Source organism: Rubripirellula reticaptiva (assembly GCF_007860175.1).
In the GTDB taxonomy this organism is placed as follows: Bacteria; Planctomycetota; Planctomycetia; order Pirellulales; family Pirellulaceae; genus Rubripirellula; species Rubripirellula reticaptiva.
Genome location: NZ_SJPX01000003.1, coordinates 1,158,002 through 1,173,930, shown reverse-complemented (window position 1 = coordinate 1,173,930; position 15,929 = coordinate 1,158,002). Strand labels below are relative to the sequence as shown.

Genomic DNA, 15,929 nt, shown 5'->3' with positions numbered 1-15,929 from the left:
CGAAGAAGTCATTCGATTCGAGTTTTCGGGATCGTACAATGTGATCATCGACGGCAAGGCCGTAGCGCGAGGAGAGGGCTCGACCACGGTCGAACTGAAACGATCACTTCTGCACCGATTGTTTCACGATTTCCAGAAAACCATTCGCGATTCGAACATTATCGGTGACGACGTAATCAACGGCGTCACGTCACTCCCATCTACCATACGTTCGACAAACGAGACGCTCAGAATGCTGTCGGACCCCGAAACACAAGAAGCGCTTAGGCAGGTCGAGTCCATGCTTCGTTTGCTCCCAAGAACGACTGCCCCAAAGAATTTGTCCACCGATTCTGATCCTGACCAAGATTGAGTTGACAGAGTCGACTACATTCGCATTTTCCCAAAGAACGGCGAATCATGGGTTGCAATGGAGGCCGCGAGCGGTCGTTTTTGAAGTGGAAAATCGTTCGCGCGCACCTGCTAATACGTAACGTTATCCAGACTGAATCAATGGAATTGACGAAACAAATGGAATTGCGAAATGCGTATAGTGCACCGACAATCGTCTCGACCATGCGAACCAGTGCGACAGGCGTTCGACGCTTCTACCTACCTTGCCACTTCTTCTGCTTCATCTTGTCATACTTGGTGTGCACATTCCTTTTCTTCTGCCTCTTCGCTGGGCCGACTGAAACGATAGCGTCGTTCATTGACCAAACTCACTCGTGGTTGATCGCGTCCGCATTGGGGACTGCAGTTTGGTTTGTGCATGCTTGTGTTGCCACGCTAAACGCGTCCGTTCGTAGAACCGGTCCGATCCTGAATGCTATCGTGGGTGCAGTGGGTTTCATCGCTTGTGTGCTTGCCTCGCAGTTTCTCGGCGACTACGGACCGAACTCAATTGCTATCCCATTATCCTGGACGCCTGAGTACATTCTGATCTCCACGTACATCGGCGGCTCCATCTCCGCTGTTGCAATTCTCGCTTGGGCGACACGGACTCCAATGACCGACGGCGAACCATCCGATGCATCCGCGTCGCCGAATCGGGCGTTTTGAACATGGAAGATCTTTCGTGGCGACCGGCTCATCGGCAACGTTCCCCGACTGAATACCATTGATACTGATACCGCGTTATGACAAACTCAAACTGGAAGAAGCTGGACGCGACGGACTTTGTTGTAACCAATCCTGATTGGATCCCGGAACTCGAGGCGAAGGTACATTTGCAAGATGCTCCCGTGACATTGACAATCGACGGCACGCTCGAAATGTCGTCAGAGTATGCTGACTGCTTCAAGACGCTGATTGAAGGCTGGCTCGCAAACCGCGAAACCATTGCTCAGCAAACCGAACAACATCTCGAAAGATTTTTACCGGGCCGCAAGATTCGCCCCGACGAGTTGTTGATCTGGGGAATCACACTTCGTGTCGACACCGACACCGCCGAGGCTGCCTCGTTCTTCTATCACGTTGGTGGAGACTATAGCTCGGCTGCCTATAAATGCGATGAATTCGACGACCGAAGTGTCGTTGAACTCTCTTGCTGCATCGATAATGGCGTCGTGAATTGGACTGATCTCGACATCGCAACGACCAACGATTTTGACTGACACCCCTGACGTGCTGAAAAGCGGGGAAACATGCCATGAACTGGAGCGGTTTTGAAATAGACAACCGTTCGTCGCCGCCCGTTCACGGCGGTCGTTCCCCGACGGAGCCCATTACCATATTCCACCTCCCGTTCCTTGAACAATTGCGTGACCCATCGTGCGGAAAAGTACTTAGGCATCGTCACCGCAAACTATCTAGTTAAATTCAGATTTTGTATTACGCCAACAACATTCGGGATTTCTATGAGATTCGGTCTACGTCTCATCCTCGCGAGTTTCGCTGCATTCGGCGCGGGGGCATTGTTCATTTCCGACTCCTTTACTGAGCCGCTAGAAGGACTGGAGCCGCAGCCAATGTGGAAGGGGGTTGTGGCCGTAATTCTAGGGCTAGCTCTGCTAGGGTTTGGGCTGAAGTACATCATCGATGAGAGGCGTGCGAATAAAGCGATTGCGCGTAGCTCCGACGAATCCACTTGACATCGTCGATTGCCGATACACCCGGGCTTCCGATATTGCGGGGAACCATCGCGTGTACGCGAGTCAGGCGGTCTTGGAATTGAAAATTTCTCGCATATACCGGGTGACGCGTGACGTTATCCGACTGAATCCATGTGACACCGCTGCCTGATCATGGAGCTTACTCTACTACGAACCGATTTTTGCGAATTCCCCTGGCCTAAGAGCCTGTCTTGGAAATTTGAGTCTGTTCAGCACGGCGACTCGAAGTCCTTAGTCTTGACCTCCAAAGGTAGAACGCTGCACGGAATGATTCAGGTGTGGGACCTGTTCGGAAACGATCTGAAGACTTTTCACTCGATGCAGTGGGCACGTTTGACTTCTGCGCCGCAGGGATTTCCACCGGGAATTACCGTTGAGCAAATCGAAACAAATGGCACGTATAGGGAATGGGTGGGCGTTTCGAATCTGACGCATCCCGAACGGTTCGTCGACTACGAATTGATGTCGAAAAACAACGACACTATCATCTACGTACGTCGCTCATCTAACGCGTCTGATCCCTCGGAAATTCGGCGAGAACTGTCGATGATCAAAGTAGACGCTCCGGATTCATGGGCTGTCGATGCATCGCTTAGACGGACTGCAGCCACACGCAGCGAATAACTACGCAATGCACCCGAGTCGTGAAGCCGGGCGTTTTGAAATAGAAAATCTCTCGCGGCGACCGAGTGATCGGTACCGTTCTGCGTTTCAATCTTCTGTTCAGCACCTACTCGAAGGAGACCGAATCATGTTCGACGGCAGACCGATTCTGATTTTGAATAGGCTTGTTCTTTCATGCGCCGTGTTTGCATGCTCTGGCCTGTCGTCACTTGCCGAGCAGCCACTCGCAGCCGAAACCAATGAAAGCACGCCACTCGAAGTGACGATTCGAGAACACAATAAGAAATTCAATGATGAAGTGACTGTCGATGAGGTGGCTATGGCATTGGCGAACTGGGATCCGACCAAGTACACGGTGCCCGACAATTCAAAGCGTGTTTTAGAAGAGGCGTCCGCGATATTCGACAAAGTTGCCTCAACCCGGCAGCTGCTGCCGGGGTCAATGTTCTACACGTCTGTCAACTAGACGAGATCGGAAGAGGAATTGACGGAAGTGAAATCGACGGATCTCTGCTTGGGAATCAAGACAGGAGAGAACCGCGTGGACTCCGTGGTCATTCCAACAGAGCCTGAGAAAAGTCGGCCCGCTCCAGCAGATGGATTCCGATGGAAACTTGCACCCCGCTATCCAAAGATTTGTTTTGCGAGCGGTTATGACTTCTTCGTCGTTAGGGACAGCGATGATTTCGCAGTGAGAACAGTCATCTGCGCATCGTCATTAGATAAGTTCAACAAAGACGCGAAACTCGTCGCGTTCGACCAGCACGGAAAGCGGTTGACAGCGCGTGGTGTGGAAAGCAAGGGCATCGATGGTATCACCATGAAGATGTTTCGCTTTCCAAACGAAGCACCGAATGTTTCGCTCATTGGGATCAAGGAGCCGATTGCTCAGTAAATCGAGGCACGCAGAACCATGAAACGCATGAGACGACGGGTGGTCTGTTTCCTCGTCTGCTTGGAAGTCGTTCGCCCGTCCCCCGTGATTTCCACCATTCGCCGGATCAAGGTGCTCAGCCGTTTTGTTGCACCGCTTCGGATTACATCATACAATCTGCCCATACGCTTCATCTCTGTGACCAGCGGTCGACGGAATGCTTTCGGCGTAGCCCGTTTCTCAACAACCTTCTTTGGAGACACTAGCTATGCTTTCCGTACTTGGCGTTATTGAACTAATTTTGATTGTGCTGATCCTTGCCGCTGCGATCATACTTCGGCAATCTGGTGGATTTGCAACGGCAAGATGGCTGTTTGCTGTCGCGGTTTGCCTAGCTGCGGCCGCTGCCTTTTCGCCAGCTGATCCTATGTCGCAAATCGTTTTGTTTATCCCTATGTTTGCGGCGATTGTCCTGGGATCACGACTTAGACTTTTCGATGTGCGCGTGGCAAGCTAGGTGCACGGTATTTAGTCGCAGATTGGCGAACCATGCGTTGGACCGGAGTGCTGAAAAACACGTTTCCTGATGGTTGATCGTTCGTTCGCACCTCGATGAATGCCACCGTTATCCGATCATTTGAGTGCTTCTGCGGAGGTTTGCGTTGAATTCACCACGTGTTATCGCTCTTGCTACGAAAGTCAGATCGGTACAATGGCTCATTCCGGGAAACGCGAATTCGACCGATAGTTTCCCACCGCTTCCTGCACCTGGTATTGACGGGAGAATCACGTGAGCAAGGTCCAATATATCGCTGAACGTCTGCTTCCTGCGTCCTGGTTTGCCCGATTGAGGCACTCATCTGAACGATGGACAATCCAATGCACTCAATGCAACCGCGGGCGTTCTGTCTGGGAAACTGGCGGTCTACGGTGGGGTGCTGCATCCTACGGCAAGCGGATTGCGGCGAAGTGCTCACAGTGTGGCGAAACCGTCTCGGTTCGCCTTGTCTATGTCGACGCGATCTCGACGGATATACCAAAAACACCCGACTCCGCATAACCATGGCATGCACCGGAGCGAGATCGATATCTAGATTTCGCCGCGTTCTGCCAGTCAACTCCCCATCCGTGATTACTACCCTTATTTTGCAAAGGACACGAGTGATCGACATGGCTGCCGAACACGAATCTCGCTTGGAGACCTTGCACCCGGTCTTTCGCGAATTCGATACGGCAGTGCACTCATACGTCGACCTTGTTCGCGAGGCACCGAACCTCACGGACGAACAGCCCGAGGCGCGACTGCTCGCCGCCGGAATAGAGCGGTTCGTCGCGACCGGTTGTGTCACTTTCGTACCACTTGCATTTGGTCGTGTCGTAGTAACAGGCTTGCGTGCAAATGTTGCTGATAAATAGGTCGAATACGATCTAGCCACGAAGGAACAGACCGAAAAACCACTCGCTCAGCAATTTGAGTATATCTGGGCAAAGAATGTGGTAGACATCTAACAACGATCACCCGATTACAACGAAGCGTTCGAAACTATTGCGATTCGCAGCGCCAAACTGTCGGCGGTGAACAACGCGTTGCACGGCGGCTGCGATCCTGACTCGCTCCGTCAACCAAAAATCTCGCCACCAACTATACTTGTCGTCACACCGCCTAGTCGGTAGTGGTAAATCTGGAGATATACTCGCAAAATAGCAAAGCCGTGAACCGGGACACTCATTCACGCGGCAACCGAGATCAAAGCCTTCCGTTCGTGCCCGGCTACGGCAGGCGTTATGCCACAAAGCCAAATGAGACGAATCAAACTACAATCTCTAGTTCTCACGTGTGTCCACCTTCTCCAAACGTCGGCGTGGGCTCAGGTATCCATCGAATACTCCGGCGACTTCGAGTGGGACGAACAAACCGCAACGCTCACATTTCAAACGAGCGGGACAATGCCCGATTCCAAGGAGGGTTTCTTTTGGCGAGTCCCTGCACGAGTGAAACGGATTGTCATTGACGCGAACGTACAGGTTCGAGGAGGTTTTCGCGTTCTTTATCGGGAAAAGGCGAATCCGCTTCATATCGTCGGTAAAGACCGAAAGTCGTCAGTTATTTTCGGTACCGATGAAGACGCATGGACCGACCGAAACGGCGTTTCGGAAAACGAAAAATGGAAATACAGCAGTGTCAGCGTAATCGAGGATGCCGTGGTCCATGTTCTAAATGTCACGTGCCTGAATCCGCGAGGCTACATCATTTCGGGATACGCGAATGATGCTGTTATTCACGTCGATTCGTGTTCATTGCTCGACACACGCGACGGCAACAACAATAACAGCGATGGTTTCGCCGGTGCGGGCGGATCATCGGTGACAAACAGCTTAATAAGTACGGCTGATGATGGGATTAAAGTCTACAGCGACATAACCATCGAAAACACTACCATCGAACACCATCGAAATGGCGCGCCTTTGCAATTTGGCTGGGGCGGGAAAAATGAAACCGTCAGCGCCCAGATCAAAGGTCTCGTTATCAAGGGAGTTGATCGTGAAAACCGTTACAATATGGCACCCATAACATGGGAACGCGGAAATGACTCCGTTCGAAACGTGTCGATTGATGGGCTTGAAGTCGAAATCAAGGGGGAGGTCTACAACGAAGAAGAGATGGCCTGGCGGCCAATTGGTTTGTTCGAGTTAAAACCATCTGACTGCGAATTCAATCTGACAGCGGTCAACGTTAAGCTAAATGGTCTGCCAATGGGCCTTCGTAAGACAAAGGGAACGGTCGACATATCCGAGGCCCTCAAGTAGCGATATTGGCATAGCCAAGCGATGAACGCGGAGCGGCCGACATCGCGTTTACAAATGGAAGATCAACCGCGGACACCCGGTTGTCGCCATCGTTCTGCGAAAGAAAGCAATAATCGGAATCCGAAATGAGCAAGGCAGCGTACGACAACCTCAACTATTCTACGCTACGGGAATCCGTTGCTTCTGCCGCCTCGGATATTGTTGCCGCATCCATGAATGCGCTCGGCGATGAAACCATCTATGGTTTTGCCTTCTGCCCTGACGAAGATTTGCAGTCCATGTTCTGGATGGCAAACACAGAGGAGTCGCTTGCGTCGTCTGCAGCAAAACTCCACAAGCAAGCAGCCAAACACGGCAGCGACCAGACCCTCGAAGAAATCACCGAAATCCTACGTTTTGGCTGCCCAGAGTGGGCGTATGGGGAGGAATCGTTGGATATCTCGGTTCCGTTCGACTCGGATCTCGGCCTTCATGAAATATGGGCGGCGTTTCGTAGGCTTGGTCTGGATGGTGTCGATTACGACAAAGGGTTTGCGATTGTTAGGGCAAAATGTCTCGATGCAATCGCGAATGGGCTTCGAGACTATCGCAAAACGGCTTCGCTGAAGCGTGATTTTGTCTTGCTCGTCCAATTCCCCGACTCTGGCGATATCCCCGTACTTCTCAAGTTGGCAAAGCAAACAAACTCGCCACAGACGTTCCGAAGGCTTAAGGCGGTGTACGAACTCGAGTGATCGCAGAACCACGCAATGCACCCGAGTCGCGAAGTCGGGCGTTGTAACAATGGACCGTCTTTCGTCGCCACCCGGTGATTGCACACGTTGTTTGGCAAAGAAAAACGTAGCGACTTCAGGCAGAGTCATTCCGCACCAACCTGACCACAGGCCCAATGCATGACCAACAACAACGGAGCGTCTTGGACTACACCGCTGTACTCTGCCGGGCTTATGGTGAGACTCGGCATTGGCTTTGTCTATTCAATGATCGCCGTGCAATTGCCGAACGATTTCATTTTCCGCGCCGGTCAAATTCTACTCGTTGCCGGAGTCGTCACGTTCGTGGCCGGTGCGATCCGGCTGCGAAAACATCTCGCGAACAACGACGGGACATGACCTGGCGATTCGTTTGCAACCGAAAGGTTTTGATCGAATAGTTAACTCGCCGCTAACGCTCTGCGGTATCCACCACAATGTTGGTGACGGAACGGGTAAACATTTACTTGCGTCCGCGTCTTGGACACAAAGCGCGAAATAACCATGACGTGCAACGGAGGTCAGCATAGCGCGTTTGCAAATGGAGAATCGAACCACCGTTCCCGCTGATGTCGGACGCCATCCCTCAAGAGGTTAGCACTACTGTAAGTCACCCCTTTTCAGCTTTGAGACACAATAGAATATTTGCAAGTTCAGAAACCGATACTCGCTGTCGTTTTGGTGCTCGGCGTTTTCTATTTGGCGAAATGGCCGGTATATCGGCCGGAAAAATCTACTCAGAAATTCGCCGATCATGTCTACCGTGCTCGATACAACGAGGCCGCACAGATGTTCACAGCATCCTGCTCGATTAAACGCGGACCAGATGGGAATTTGACGCTTGACGACCTTAATGGCAACTCGACGGTCGTGCCCCCTGGGAAATTGCCGTTTAAGGCGGGAGGTGGAGGACCAAACGCTCCGAGAGACTTCTCGATGACCGCACTTGGAAGTAGTACAAGCGATCCACTAGATTCACCCGCCGTCATCATGCACCTCAGCGTTGACGGTGGCCAGATTTGCATCGAGCGTGTGGATTCCTGACCGACAGAGTCACAGGTAGCACCCAACAATGATCCGCTGGGACAACCATGTTTTGGACCGAAGATCGCGATGCAGAGGTTTTGACATGGAAGACGTAAGACGCGATCTCGGTCAACACTACCGTTCCCCGACTGGATATTCTTAGCACCGCTGGTGTCGGTCGTTGTGCTTTTGTCAGCCAACGGAGCTCGATGAGCCTCGCTTCAGCACCCCAATTGTTGATCCGTTCGGTTTATTGGAAATCCTGATGCTCTGATCATCGCCTTGCCCCTTGTGATTACGCGATTGGTTCGGAAATACGGAAAATGTGACGCACCTTGCCAATACTCTCTCGTTCGCGACGAATAAGTTCCAATTCAACCCGTGAACTTCTCTAACTGGAACTCAAAATGCCTGGCTTCCTCGAAATGCTGATCATTGCAGTAATCGTCTCCGTGCTCGCCGGCGGAGCCTACCTGCTCGTCCGCGCAGCAACTCGGAAGTGACCCAAGCACGCAGGTCGTTAATGACAACCCTCTGTCGGACCATGACGCTTTCACCCGCAGCGCCATTTGCTCGGTGCAAACGGAGCGGCGATGTAACGGTTTTTGGCTTTTGGTGGATCGCTATCTTCGCCCGGTGATGCTCGCCTCAAACCACGGACTTCATGAATGCTTGATCCGACCTACCTTAACCTCAAAACGAGAACCATGCTGTGCATCGAAACTCACTTTTTTTACTGGGAATCTGCACTGCGATCTGCTACGCGACCTATGCCGCAGAAGAGCAGGTAAAGAAAACCGTTAAAGGGAAATGGACACTCACCACCGCAGTTGCCAACAAAATAATTGACGCGCGTTCGGATGTGCTGGGACCAATACCTGAAGGCGTTGAATTTCTCCACCTTGACGACGGCGAATTTCATGTGCCCGACGAACTATCGGGCAGCAAACGGCATACACTACCTCGTGGACTGCACTTTTGCTTTGAGCCGGTTGTTATCCAGAATGACGCTGTTATCGCAGACCTCACACTTTGTTACTCCAACGTAGATTCCGTAACTGAAAACGGATTTGTTGCTCGCAAGAACCAGGTTGATGGTCGATACTTAATTCCCTTTGATCGCGCGATAACAATAGAATTGGACATGGGCGACGGCAAAGTTGCTCACAAGTTGAAACTCTCCGTATCTCATTCAGATTGACAGCCCAGTGCGGATATCCAAGCGGTGAACCGAAGCCGCTGTCGTTACGTTTATTAAAATCAATTTTTTACCCTGCGGTTCGGCGACTGCCGCCGGTATCCGAATAAGGTGGAACGGCGTTCTGTCTTGGTTTGCTCACGGGGAACCTGCTAAACACGACACGACACGGTCTCTTTCTCTTTCTCTTTCTCTTTCTCTTTCTCGGCCCTTTCGATGAACGCAAGGATTTCAAGATGCGAAAGCTTTTCATCTTGCCAGGCTTGCTCGCCCTTGGATTCGTTTTCAGCCAACTGACAAATGCAAGCGACAAGCCCGTTCCAGCACATCCCGCCACGGCGGACGTAGGGTCTGAGTACACCCCGGCGGCTGACTTTAAGGCCACGATTCGATCTAAGATGGTCCTCAAGACCGGTGCCATTCCTGACAACTTGATTATTGTCTCTCCTCCAACCGTAATCTCTCAAAATGGGCAGACAAGCACGATCGAAATTACTGGATCGAATAAACAAACGATCCGTTTGGAAATCATCAGCGATGTGGTAGCGGAAACCAAGGACTGATGCTCGCCACCATCGTTTCGCGTGGCTGGCTTGGTCGATGTCGGTTGCTTTGTCGCTACGCATATCGATATCAACGACTTTTACGACCGGTGTATAGCGGATGACCATCGCGTGCACCGGAGGATGCGAGTCGCGTGTTCCTGAAGCTAAATATCTTTCGCGCGTACCCGGTGACGCGTGACGTTCTGTGATCAGCTTCGTGCTCGACCATAGATGATGAGTTCGTCCCAATTATTTCGTTCTGTGGGCCGCATAATGTCGAACGCTGATTCCTCAAGAACCAAGTCAGTACCGATCTGGATCCTGCTACTTGCGACCATCGTTGTTTGTTCGGTCGGCACGCTAGCGTTCGTGTTCGTTCACCTAACACCCCCCTTGGACCCAGTCACTCAGCAGCGGTTGAACGCGTCGCAGCGAGAACTGGAAGAAATGGTTGGCAAGCCAGCATCGCCTCTCCTTGGTGGACAATGGATAGGCGGGACAAAACCTGTCGTTTCTGACAAACCTCAGTTGCTTTTCTTCTGGGCGACATGGTGCTCGGCCTGTGAGCCCTATCTTATCGAGCTACAAGATCTTGTGGGCGATGACGCCGTCATCATTGGGATGCACCCAGCCGGAACTGATCCGCTGGAAGTTGAGCGGGCGATTCAGAGAATGCAGTTGCGTTATCCCACTTTCCTCGCGAACGACGAGAGAGGTCCAACTGCTCCCATCGCGAATTACCCGGTAACTTTCTTTCCGTACTCAATCCTCGTCAATTCCGATGGTACCGTCGTCTCACACGGCGCAGGCTTTAAAGAAACCAAGGCAAAACTATTGATGACGTCCCAGCAGGCTCGCGAATCGGGGCGATGATTGGGAGGGCAACCACCACAGAACCAAGGCATGAACAGCGAGTCGCCGAGCTGATCTTACTTTCACAACGACTCAAACACGGCGACCGTGCTATGCCAGCCGTTACCCGACTGAAAAGATCACGTGATTGATGCATCTACGCTCTGAGTCGATCCAAGTGCCATGAACCGTTTTCGCTGGTTTCTTCTGTTTACGATTCTTTCACTCGCATCTGTTCCATTGCTCCTATCACTGCTCACGATTGGCGGTGTTTCGACATTTGATTCGCCTGATTGTAGGTATCGCATGAGCACATGGTCAAAATTTCCCGACGAATCCGCCGGCAAATACACCATGAATTGTTTGCCGGCAACTCTTCAAGTGCGATCCGATCGGTATCCGTTCGCGTCGCGTCGACCGCACGAACGCAGGTAATGCGTGGTCGCTGCAATGCTCGCTGGGACATGGCTGCCGGAACGGTCAACTTGCTTGTCGACGACCGTCCCGAATTGCGACTATACCTGCCCGAAAGGCGATGTTGCGGACCCAAACGGCAGGTAACAATTGCGTGCACCGGAGGACGGGTGGTCCGGTTTCTCTCTTGCTCGCACGTTTTTCGCCCGTCCCCGCTGATCTGTTACGACTATGAAGTTCGTGGTTTGACCAATGGTGACTGGCGGCTTTCTCAATTGTTTTTTACATCGGTCGGTGTGTCATCTCATCGCGCGGTGTTGAGAGCGTGTTGCGGTTGGTAGAGGGGAGTGGGCGATCGTCGCGAGGTGAGAAAGTTCGGCTGGGAACTATCCGACTGTTCGAGTTGCCAACGCTGAAGTGGTTGGTCACTTGTTTGATTTGCATCGTCTCGTCATTTCTTACAGGCGTCCCAATCGGATTGATTCGTTTAGAAACGTCTGCTCGGGCCAGCCACAGACTTTATTGCGGCGTCTCCGGGATGTGCATGCAGCGTCCGAGTGCCAACCTTGATGAGTAGCCTTGGCCAAAGGAGAGTCCTGCTCGGGGTCTTTCGCGTTTCGCTTGAGTCATCTCGCATCGGCAGGCACAATCAATTCGCTGCGGCCAGGTCGATGGTGAAAGCGTGAACGTCGGATGGTCTAGAAAGACGCCTCGGGAGCGTCGCATTCGTTATCTCGAGGTTAACGATCGGTTCGATGCCTCGGTCAGACATTTGAGATCGCTCCCAAGCAGTCCGGCTCGCAATACCGCGTGCCTTACTCGGTGTCATTTCAAGGCAACCGTTTCGGTGCGGCGGTTGCCGATTCGGGTTTGGCGTTTGGACTTGGTTGTTAAGCTCTTGCGGCGGTTCGATCGATCTCACTGGATTGACGCTGCTTGGTTGTCAGCCCAAGGTAACTCGGAAGGTGACGAGCATTTTTGAATCGGTGCGGATCGTCGATGGCCACATCGAACGCTTCGGCGGTCTTGCGGCCGACGCCGGGGATGGTCGTCAGCCGAACAATATCAGGATGCTCGGCAGCGAAGGTGTCGAGTTTCGTTTCGAGGGACTCGAGTTTTGTGGTCAAGTCATCGAGTTGTGAGAGTCGAATGTCGAGCTAGCCGCGCACAGTTCGTCACGGTCGCAGGCCTCGACTAGCCTCAACGGGCCTGCGAAATGAGTTGATGTGCTGGCGTCCGGTACACCAGGCACGCTCGCCGGTGTCGATCTCGATGCCACGGTTGGCAAAGACGCTTCGTATCAAGGTTTTGAAGCGGTTGATGTCGTGGTCAACGCTATTGCGACACTTGATGAAAGCGAGTTGTTCACGAATCCGAGGCTTGGGTACGTGGACCGGCAGGAGTCGCCGCAGCATGGACATCTCGGCGAGCTTGAGGGCATCGTCGCGGTCGGTCTTTCGCTTGGTGGCTTTTCAGTTCCAGGCCTCTTCGTTGGTGCTGGAGACGAGTGTTTTGACTTGTCTTTCCTGGCAGATGTCATTGAACAAGCCCAGCGGTACGCAGGCTTCCATGACAATCAGGTCGATGTCAGACCGAGACGCCAGCAGGTGCTCAACGTGGGCTCGTTCGGTGGCGATCGTCTCGAACTGGTGCTTCTGAGTGGCCGGGTCAGAGAAGCAGCAGACGCTATCAATCTTGCCAAGGTCGATGGCGCATGTCACCATAAGAAGTCTCCGTGGTTCGGGTTTCAACGTGTCAGAAGCGATTGTTTGTGACCGATCGAAAGATCGAAATCACCGCCTGATCAGCAGCGAGAAAGCAACCGACTCGCCTCAAACCACGGACTTCATGAATTCTTTATCCGACACAGTCCAATGCTTGATCTCGACCATCCAGATACTCCGCCAACCTTCGCGATTTCACGCGAAGGCGACGCGATTCTGTCGATAGCGAAACGCATGACATTGGTTTCGACCGAAGCCAAACAAGCATTGCTCTCAAGATCAATCGCGCACTTTGCAAAGATGCGCTCGATTACAATTGAACACTGGGGCGAATCGAAGCCGAAGCTCGACGCCATCGACCTATTGCAACACGATCTGCAACGACTCGCTTTGCAAAATTCAACAAACGATTTCGTCAATGATTGGCGAGGGAAACTCTGCACTGTGTGCGGCGCATCCATAACCAACCTGGAGAAGTACAGCGACATGCTATACTGCCCGAAGTGTTTGGATGTGATTGACGGCGGTCGTGACGCCGTTGACCAAGCATTCGGCCTGATTTGCATCTAACACAATCGGGCAGATAACCGTAGGTTGTTGACGGAGCGGCAGTGGTCGCCGTTTTGATTTGCTTGCACGTCAATCGCCGCAACCTGAAAACCCTTCTGTCACCCGACTGACGAAACCGGCAATCGAACGAACTCGATACCGCATCAGCAAACAGGACGCCCGAAGCGATCAATTCGTGTTGCGACGGCATTGCCAGCATACTTTCGTCACTGGAGCCGCAAGCTAGGCATTCCTATGGCACAGCACACGAATTTCTCTCGATGGGAGAACTCAAGGTTTGCTGTGAATTTGCTTGCGAGCACATCGCGGATGATAACCTATTCGTGCCCAGCAAAGTATCGAAACTGCACATGGACATCTGCATTCGTCTCGGTGTTGATCCGAGCTACTATTTTTTTCTCACTGACCACCTTCCGACGTTCCCTGGCCGTATTCCAAGTGGCGGGTAACCATGCCGTGCACCGAAGGGCAGCTTGACCGGTTTTTGCAATTGAGAATCTTTTGCGCGTGCCCGATTGTACATAGCTTTATAGCTGACAACACGGAGCGCCACGATGTCGGTCTAAAGCTGCAGGGTTTGATTTGGCGTCACAGAGAACATTCTCACTTAAGGGCCAATTTCACTGCGGCTTGGTGTTAATTGTTGACCACAACAACGGTTCTGTTTGCACGAATGAAAGAAAAAAGCCGACCGGTGTAGATGATGTCTAGAAATCTGAGAACGTGGTTTTTGCGATTCCCTTTTGTGTGCGTCATTGCCGCATCGATGGGTTGGATTGGCTTAATTCTTATGTATTTGGGGTCGCCATTTTTTCCGAGGATCGATGATTTCTGGACTCGATACGTTGCTTTAGCGTCAACCCTGATTTGGGGAGTTGCGAGTTACTTTCTGCGAAACAGCCAGCTTCGAAGCTGGGTGATTTTCGGCATAGCCTCTCCGCTCGTGGGAGCACTTTTGGTTGCGCCCCCCGCATCTTTCGCCTTCGTGCTTGCCAAGGCTTACGTCGCCATTCCGGTCGGCCTCGCGACCGGCGTAGTCATGTACGTTATCGTCTGCGGGGGCAATAGTCATAACCATGGCGTGAACCGCAGTGGCGAAGTTGGAAGGAGCTTTGGTACTGCGGGAATCTCATTGCTTTTATCATCGACAGACAACTGCCGAATGACCAATCGCGTCTCGGTAGCGAACGCGGTCATCGTGTGCAACGGGCTTTGGACAGCGGCGCGATCGATCGATCCACGAAGAACCTTTCCGGCGATGGGACGCCCTTATCTCGAAGCGAACCGGCAAACTGATCGACCCAGTGGTGCATCGCGGTAAGAAATTCACCGGTATCGAGTCGACTGAAAACCCGTCCGAGCGTGTCGTGACTGGGCGCGCCGTTCTCCAATTTGATGTAACGGCGGAGCCATTTGATCTTTCCATTGGCGAACCGCTCTACATCCGTCCCAGCTGTTGGCGCCACAGATCGTCGCAGAAAGTTTGACGAAAATCACGTCGAGCAAGTCATGGTTATGGCGACGCTCAAGCCCCGGGTCGTCAACGTTCACATAGCTTTTCGAAACAATGGCTGCTGGTCCGTTCATCGCTCGGAACCGCCGTTCGGGAAACACGCCACTCAAAAGCGAGTGGCTTGACTTAAGCAATAACAACGCAATCCTTGGACCGAAACGAAATCAACGTGCGATTGCCCTGGTCCGTGCCCCTTCTCGTTACTCTGAAACTCTTGCACTTCAACATCGGCAAAGTCGTTTTCCAGGTGCTTCAAGAAGAACGCTTTGAGTCCCTTGTTCAAGGTTGGCTGATTGCCTTTGACGGCCAAGCAGTAATCGGCTTTCTCGGCGATGATCCGATCGGCGATTTCGGTCTGACATCCCATTGCGTCGATCGTGATCAAAGCTCCGGAAACTTCAATCATTTGCAGCAGTTTCGGAATGGCCGTGATTTCATTGCTCTTCGCATCAACCACGGTTTGCCCCAAACTAATGTGATTCTCAGTGGCCCATGCACTAACCATGTGAATGGCTGCCTTACCGTCTTTGTGATCGTAGCTTCGACGCAGTGTCTTCCCGTCGATTGCGATGACTTGCCCCGTCGGTGATCTCGTGCAGCTTTGTCAGCCAAGCTAACAAGCATCGCTCAAATTCGTCGGGCTTGATGTGTTTAAGGATCGAGTTGAATCGATCATGCGATGGGACACCCGAACTCATATCCAAGAATTTGGCGAACCAATCTTTCTTCGTGTTGACAAAGTGAGCAATGGCGACGAAGTCATCGGCACCAGCGATTACCGCACAAATAGTCATGAAGAGAATATTGGTCAGTGGGTAAGTGATCTTCCCGGTACGCGGGTCCGTGACATTGCTAAGATGCTCGGTGAGACTGGCGGAACGTTCCAAGGCGATGACTCCAGGGCAAGATGCATCACCCGGTCGCTCATCGAACACT

At 52.3% G+C, this 15,929-nt stretch carries 16 protein-coding genes and 1 pseudogene; 13 read left to right on the top strand and 4 right to left on the bottom strand.

All coding sequences use genetic code 11. The features are described 5' to 3' along the window. Positions 1-1,118: 1,118 nt before the first annotated feature. The 10 genes from Poly59_RS17035 to Poly59_RS16990 all read left to right on the top strand — a co-directional run bounded on the left by Poly59_RS17035 (position 1,119) and on the right by Poly59_RS16990 (position 9,378). Positions 1,119-1,595 carry a hypothetical protein gene (locus Poly59_RS17035; RefSeq protein ID WP_146535247.1) on the top strand — a complete coding sequence of 159 codons (477 nt, stop codon included), beginning with the start codon at positions 1,119-1,121 and terminating at the stop codon, positions 1,593-1,595. Positions 1,596-2,330: 735 nt separating this feature from the next. After that, positions 2,331-2,717: a hypothetical protein gene (locus Poly59_RS17030; protein WP_146535246.1), complete on the top strand. Its 387-nt coding sequence runs from the start codon at positions 2,331-2,333 to the stop codon at positions 2,715-2,717. A 127-nt stretch (positions 2,718-2,844) separates the two neighbouring features. Then, positions 2,845-3,183, top strand: coding sequence for a hypothetical protein (locus Poly59_RS17025; RefSeq protein ID WP_146535245.1), 339 nt, complete (start codon positions 2,845-2,847; stop codon positions 3,181-3,183). Positions 3,184-3,201: 18 nt separating this feature from the next. After that, positions 3,202-3,612 (top strand): hypothetical protein, encoded by a 411-nt coding sequence (locus Poly59_RS17020; protein ID WP_186776329.1) that lies wholly within the window; start codon positions 3,202-3,204, stop codon positions 3,610-3,612. A gap of 247 nt (positions 3,613-3,859) precedes the next feature. Then, positions 3,860-4,108 carry a hypothetical protein gene (locus Poly59_RS17015; protein ID WP_146535243.1) on the top strand — a complete coding sequence of 83 codons (249 nt, stop codon included), beginning with the start codon at positions 3,860-3,862 and terminating at the stop codon, positions 4,106-4,108. Between the two features lie 611 nt (positions 4,109-4,719). After that, positions 4,720-5,007 (top strand): hypothetical protein, encoded by a 288-nt coding sequence (locus tag Poly59_RS29620; protein ID WP_186776328.1) that lies wholly within the window; start codon positions 4,720-4,722, stop codon positions 5,005-5,007. Positions 5,008-5,538: 531 nt separating this feature from the next. Continuing rightward, the gene (locus tag Poly59_RS17005; RefSeq protein ID WP_186776327.1) at positions 5,539-6,399 is read left to right on the top strand and encodes a hypothetical protein; all 861 of its coding nucleotides are present in this window, start codon (positions 5,539-5,541) and stop codon (positions 6,397-6,399) included. 125 nt (positions 6,400-6,524) lie between these two features. Further along, positions 6,525-7,133, top strand: a complete 609-nt coding sequence (locus Poly59_RS17000) for a DUF4303 domain-containing protein (protein ID WP_146535240.1) — start codon at positions 6,525-6,527, stop codon at positions 7,131-7,133. Positions 7,134-7,292: 159 nt separating this feature from the next. Further along, positions 7,293-7,511: a hypothetical protein gene (locus Poly59_RS16995; protein ID WP_146535239.1), complete on the top strand. Its 219-nt coding sequence runs from the start codon at positions 7,293-7,295 to the stop codon at positions 7,509-7,511. A 1,378-nt stretch (positions 7,512-8,889) separates the two neighbouring features. Continuing rightward, entirely contained in the window at positions 8,890-9,378 is a 489-nt protein-coding gene (locus Poly59_RS16990; RefSeq protein ID WP_146535238.1) for a hypothetical protein, read from the top strand. A 149-nt stretch (positions 9,379-9,527) separates the two neighbouring features. Here the strand turns inward: Poly59_RS16990 and Poly59_RS16985 are convergent, their stop codons facing one another. Continuing rightward, positions 9,528-10,169, bottom strand: a complete 642-nt coding sequence (locus Poly59_RS16985) for a hypothetical protein (RefSeq protein WP_222436115.1) — start codon at positions 10,167-10,169, stop codon at positions 9,528-9,530. Positions 10,170-10,193: 24 nt separating this feature from the next. Between Poly59_RS16985 and Poly59_RS16980 the strand changes: the two genes are divergently transcribed. Beyond that, positions 10,194-10,793: a TlpA family protein disulfide reductase gene (locus tag Poly59_RS16980; protein WP_146535236.1), complete on the top strand. Its 600-nt coding sequence runs from the start codon at positions 10,194-10,196 to the stop codon at positions 10,791-10,793. Between the two features lie 1,283 nt (positions 10,794-12,076). Here Poly59_RS16980 and Poly59_RS16975 read toward each other — a convergent pair. Beyond that, complete coding sequence (locus Poly59_RS16975; RefSeq protein WP_186776326.1) at positions 12,077-12,313, bottom strand: transposase; 237 nt, start codon at positions 12,311-12,313, stop codon at positions 12,077-12,079. Positions 12,314-12,412: 99 nt separating this feature from the next. Between Poly59_RS16975 and Poly59_RS16970 the strand changes: the two genes are divergently transcribed. Continuing rightward, on the top strand, positions 12,413-12,961 hold the full coding sequence (locus tag Poly59_RS16970) for a hypothetical protein (protein ID WP_146535234.1): 549 nt from the start codon (positions 12,413-12,415) through the stop codon (positions 12,959-12,961). Between the two features lie 99 nt (positions 12,962-13,060). Beyond that, positions 13,061-13,480 (top strand): hypothetical protein, encoded by a 420-nt coding sequence (locus tag Poly59_RS16965; protein ID WP_146535233.1) that lies wholly within the window; start codon positions 13,061-13,063, stop codon positions 13,478-13,480. A 1,193-nt stretch (positions 13,481-14,673) separates the two neighbouring features. Here the strand turns inward: Poly59_RS16965 and Poly59_RS30690 are convergent. Together Poly59_RS30690 and Poly59_RS16955 are read right to left on the bottom strand one after the other, a co-directional pair. Beyond that, a complete protein-coding gene (locus Poly59_RS30690; protein ID WP_186776325.1) occupies positions 14,674-14,946 on the bottom strand; it encodes a transposase family protein in 273 nt (90 codons plus the stop codon). A 219-nt stretch (positions 14,947-15,165) separates the two neighbouring features. After that, positions 15,166-15,886, bottom strand: a pseudogene (locus tag Poly59_RS16955) (ISAs1 family transposase); the annotation flags it as partial. Positions 15,887-15,929: the final 43 nt, after the last annotated feature.

Bases quoted from the DNA above. Each gene is read 5' to 3' on its own strand.
- Poly59_RS17035 (WP_146535247.1), top strand. From the start codon at position 1,119: ATGACAAACTCAAACTGGAAGAAGCTGGACGCGACGGACTTTGTTGTA.
- Poly59_RS17025 (WP_146535245.1), top strand. From the start codon at position 2,845: ATGTTCGACGGCAGACCGATTCTGATTTTGAATAGGCTTGTTCTTTCA.
- Poly59_RS17015 (WP_146535243.1), top strand. From the start codon at position 3,860: ATGCTTTCCGTACTTGGCGTTATTGAACTAATTTTGATTGTGCTGATC.
- Poly59_RS17005 (WP_186776327.1), top strand. From the start codon at position 5,539: ATGCCCGATTCCAAGGAGGGTTTCTTTTGGCGAGTCCCTGCACGAGTG.
- Poly59_RS17000 (WP_146535240.1), top strand. From the start codon at position 6,525: ATGAGCAAGGCAGCGTACGACAACCTCAACTATTCTACGCTACGGGAA.
- Poly59_RS16995 (WP_146535239.1), top strand. From the start codon at position 7,293: ATGACCAACAACAACGGAGCGTCTTGGACTACACCGCTGTACTCTGCC.
- Poly59_RS16980 (WP_146535236.1), top strand. From the start codon at position 10,194: ATGTCGAACGCTGATTCCTCAAGAACCAAGTCAGTACCGATCTGGATC.
- Poly59_RS16965 (WP_146535233.1), top strand. From the start codon at position 13,061: ATGCTTGATCTCGACCATCCAGATACTCCGCCAACCTTCGCGATTTCA.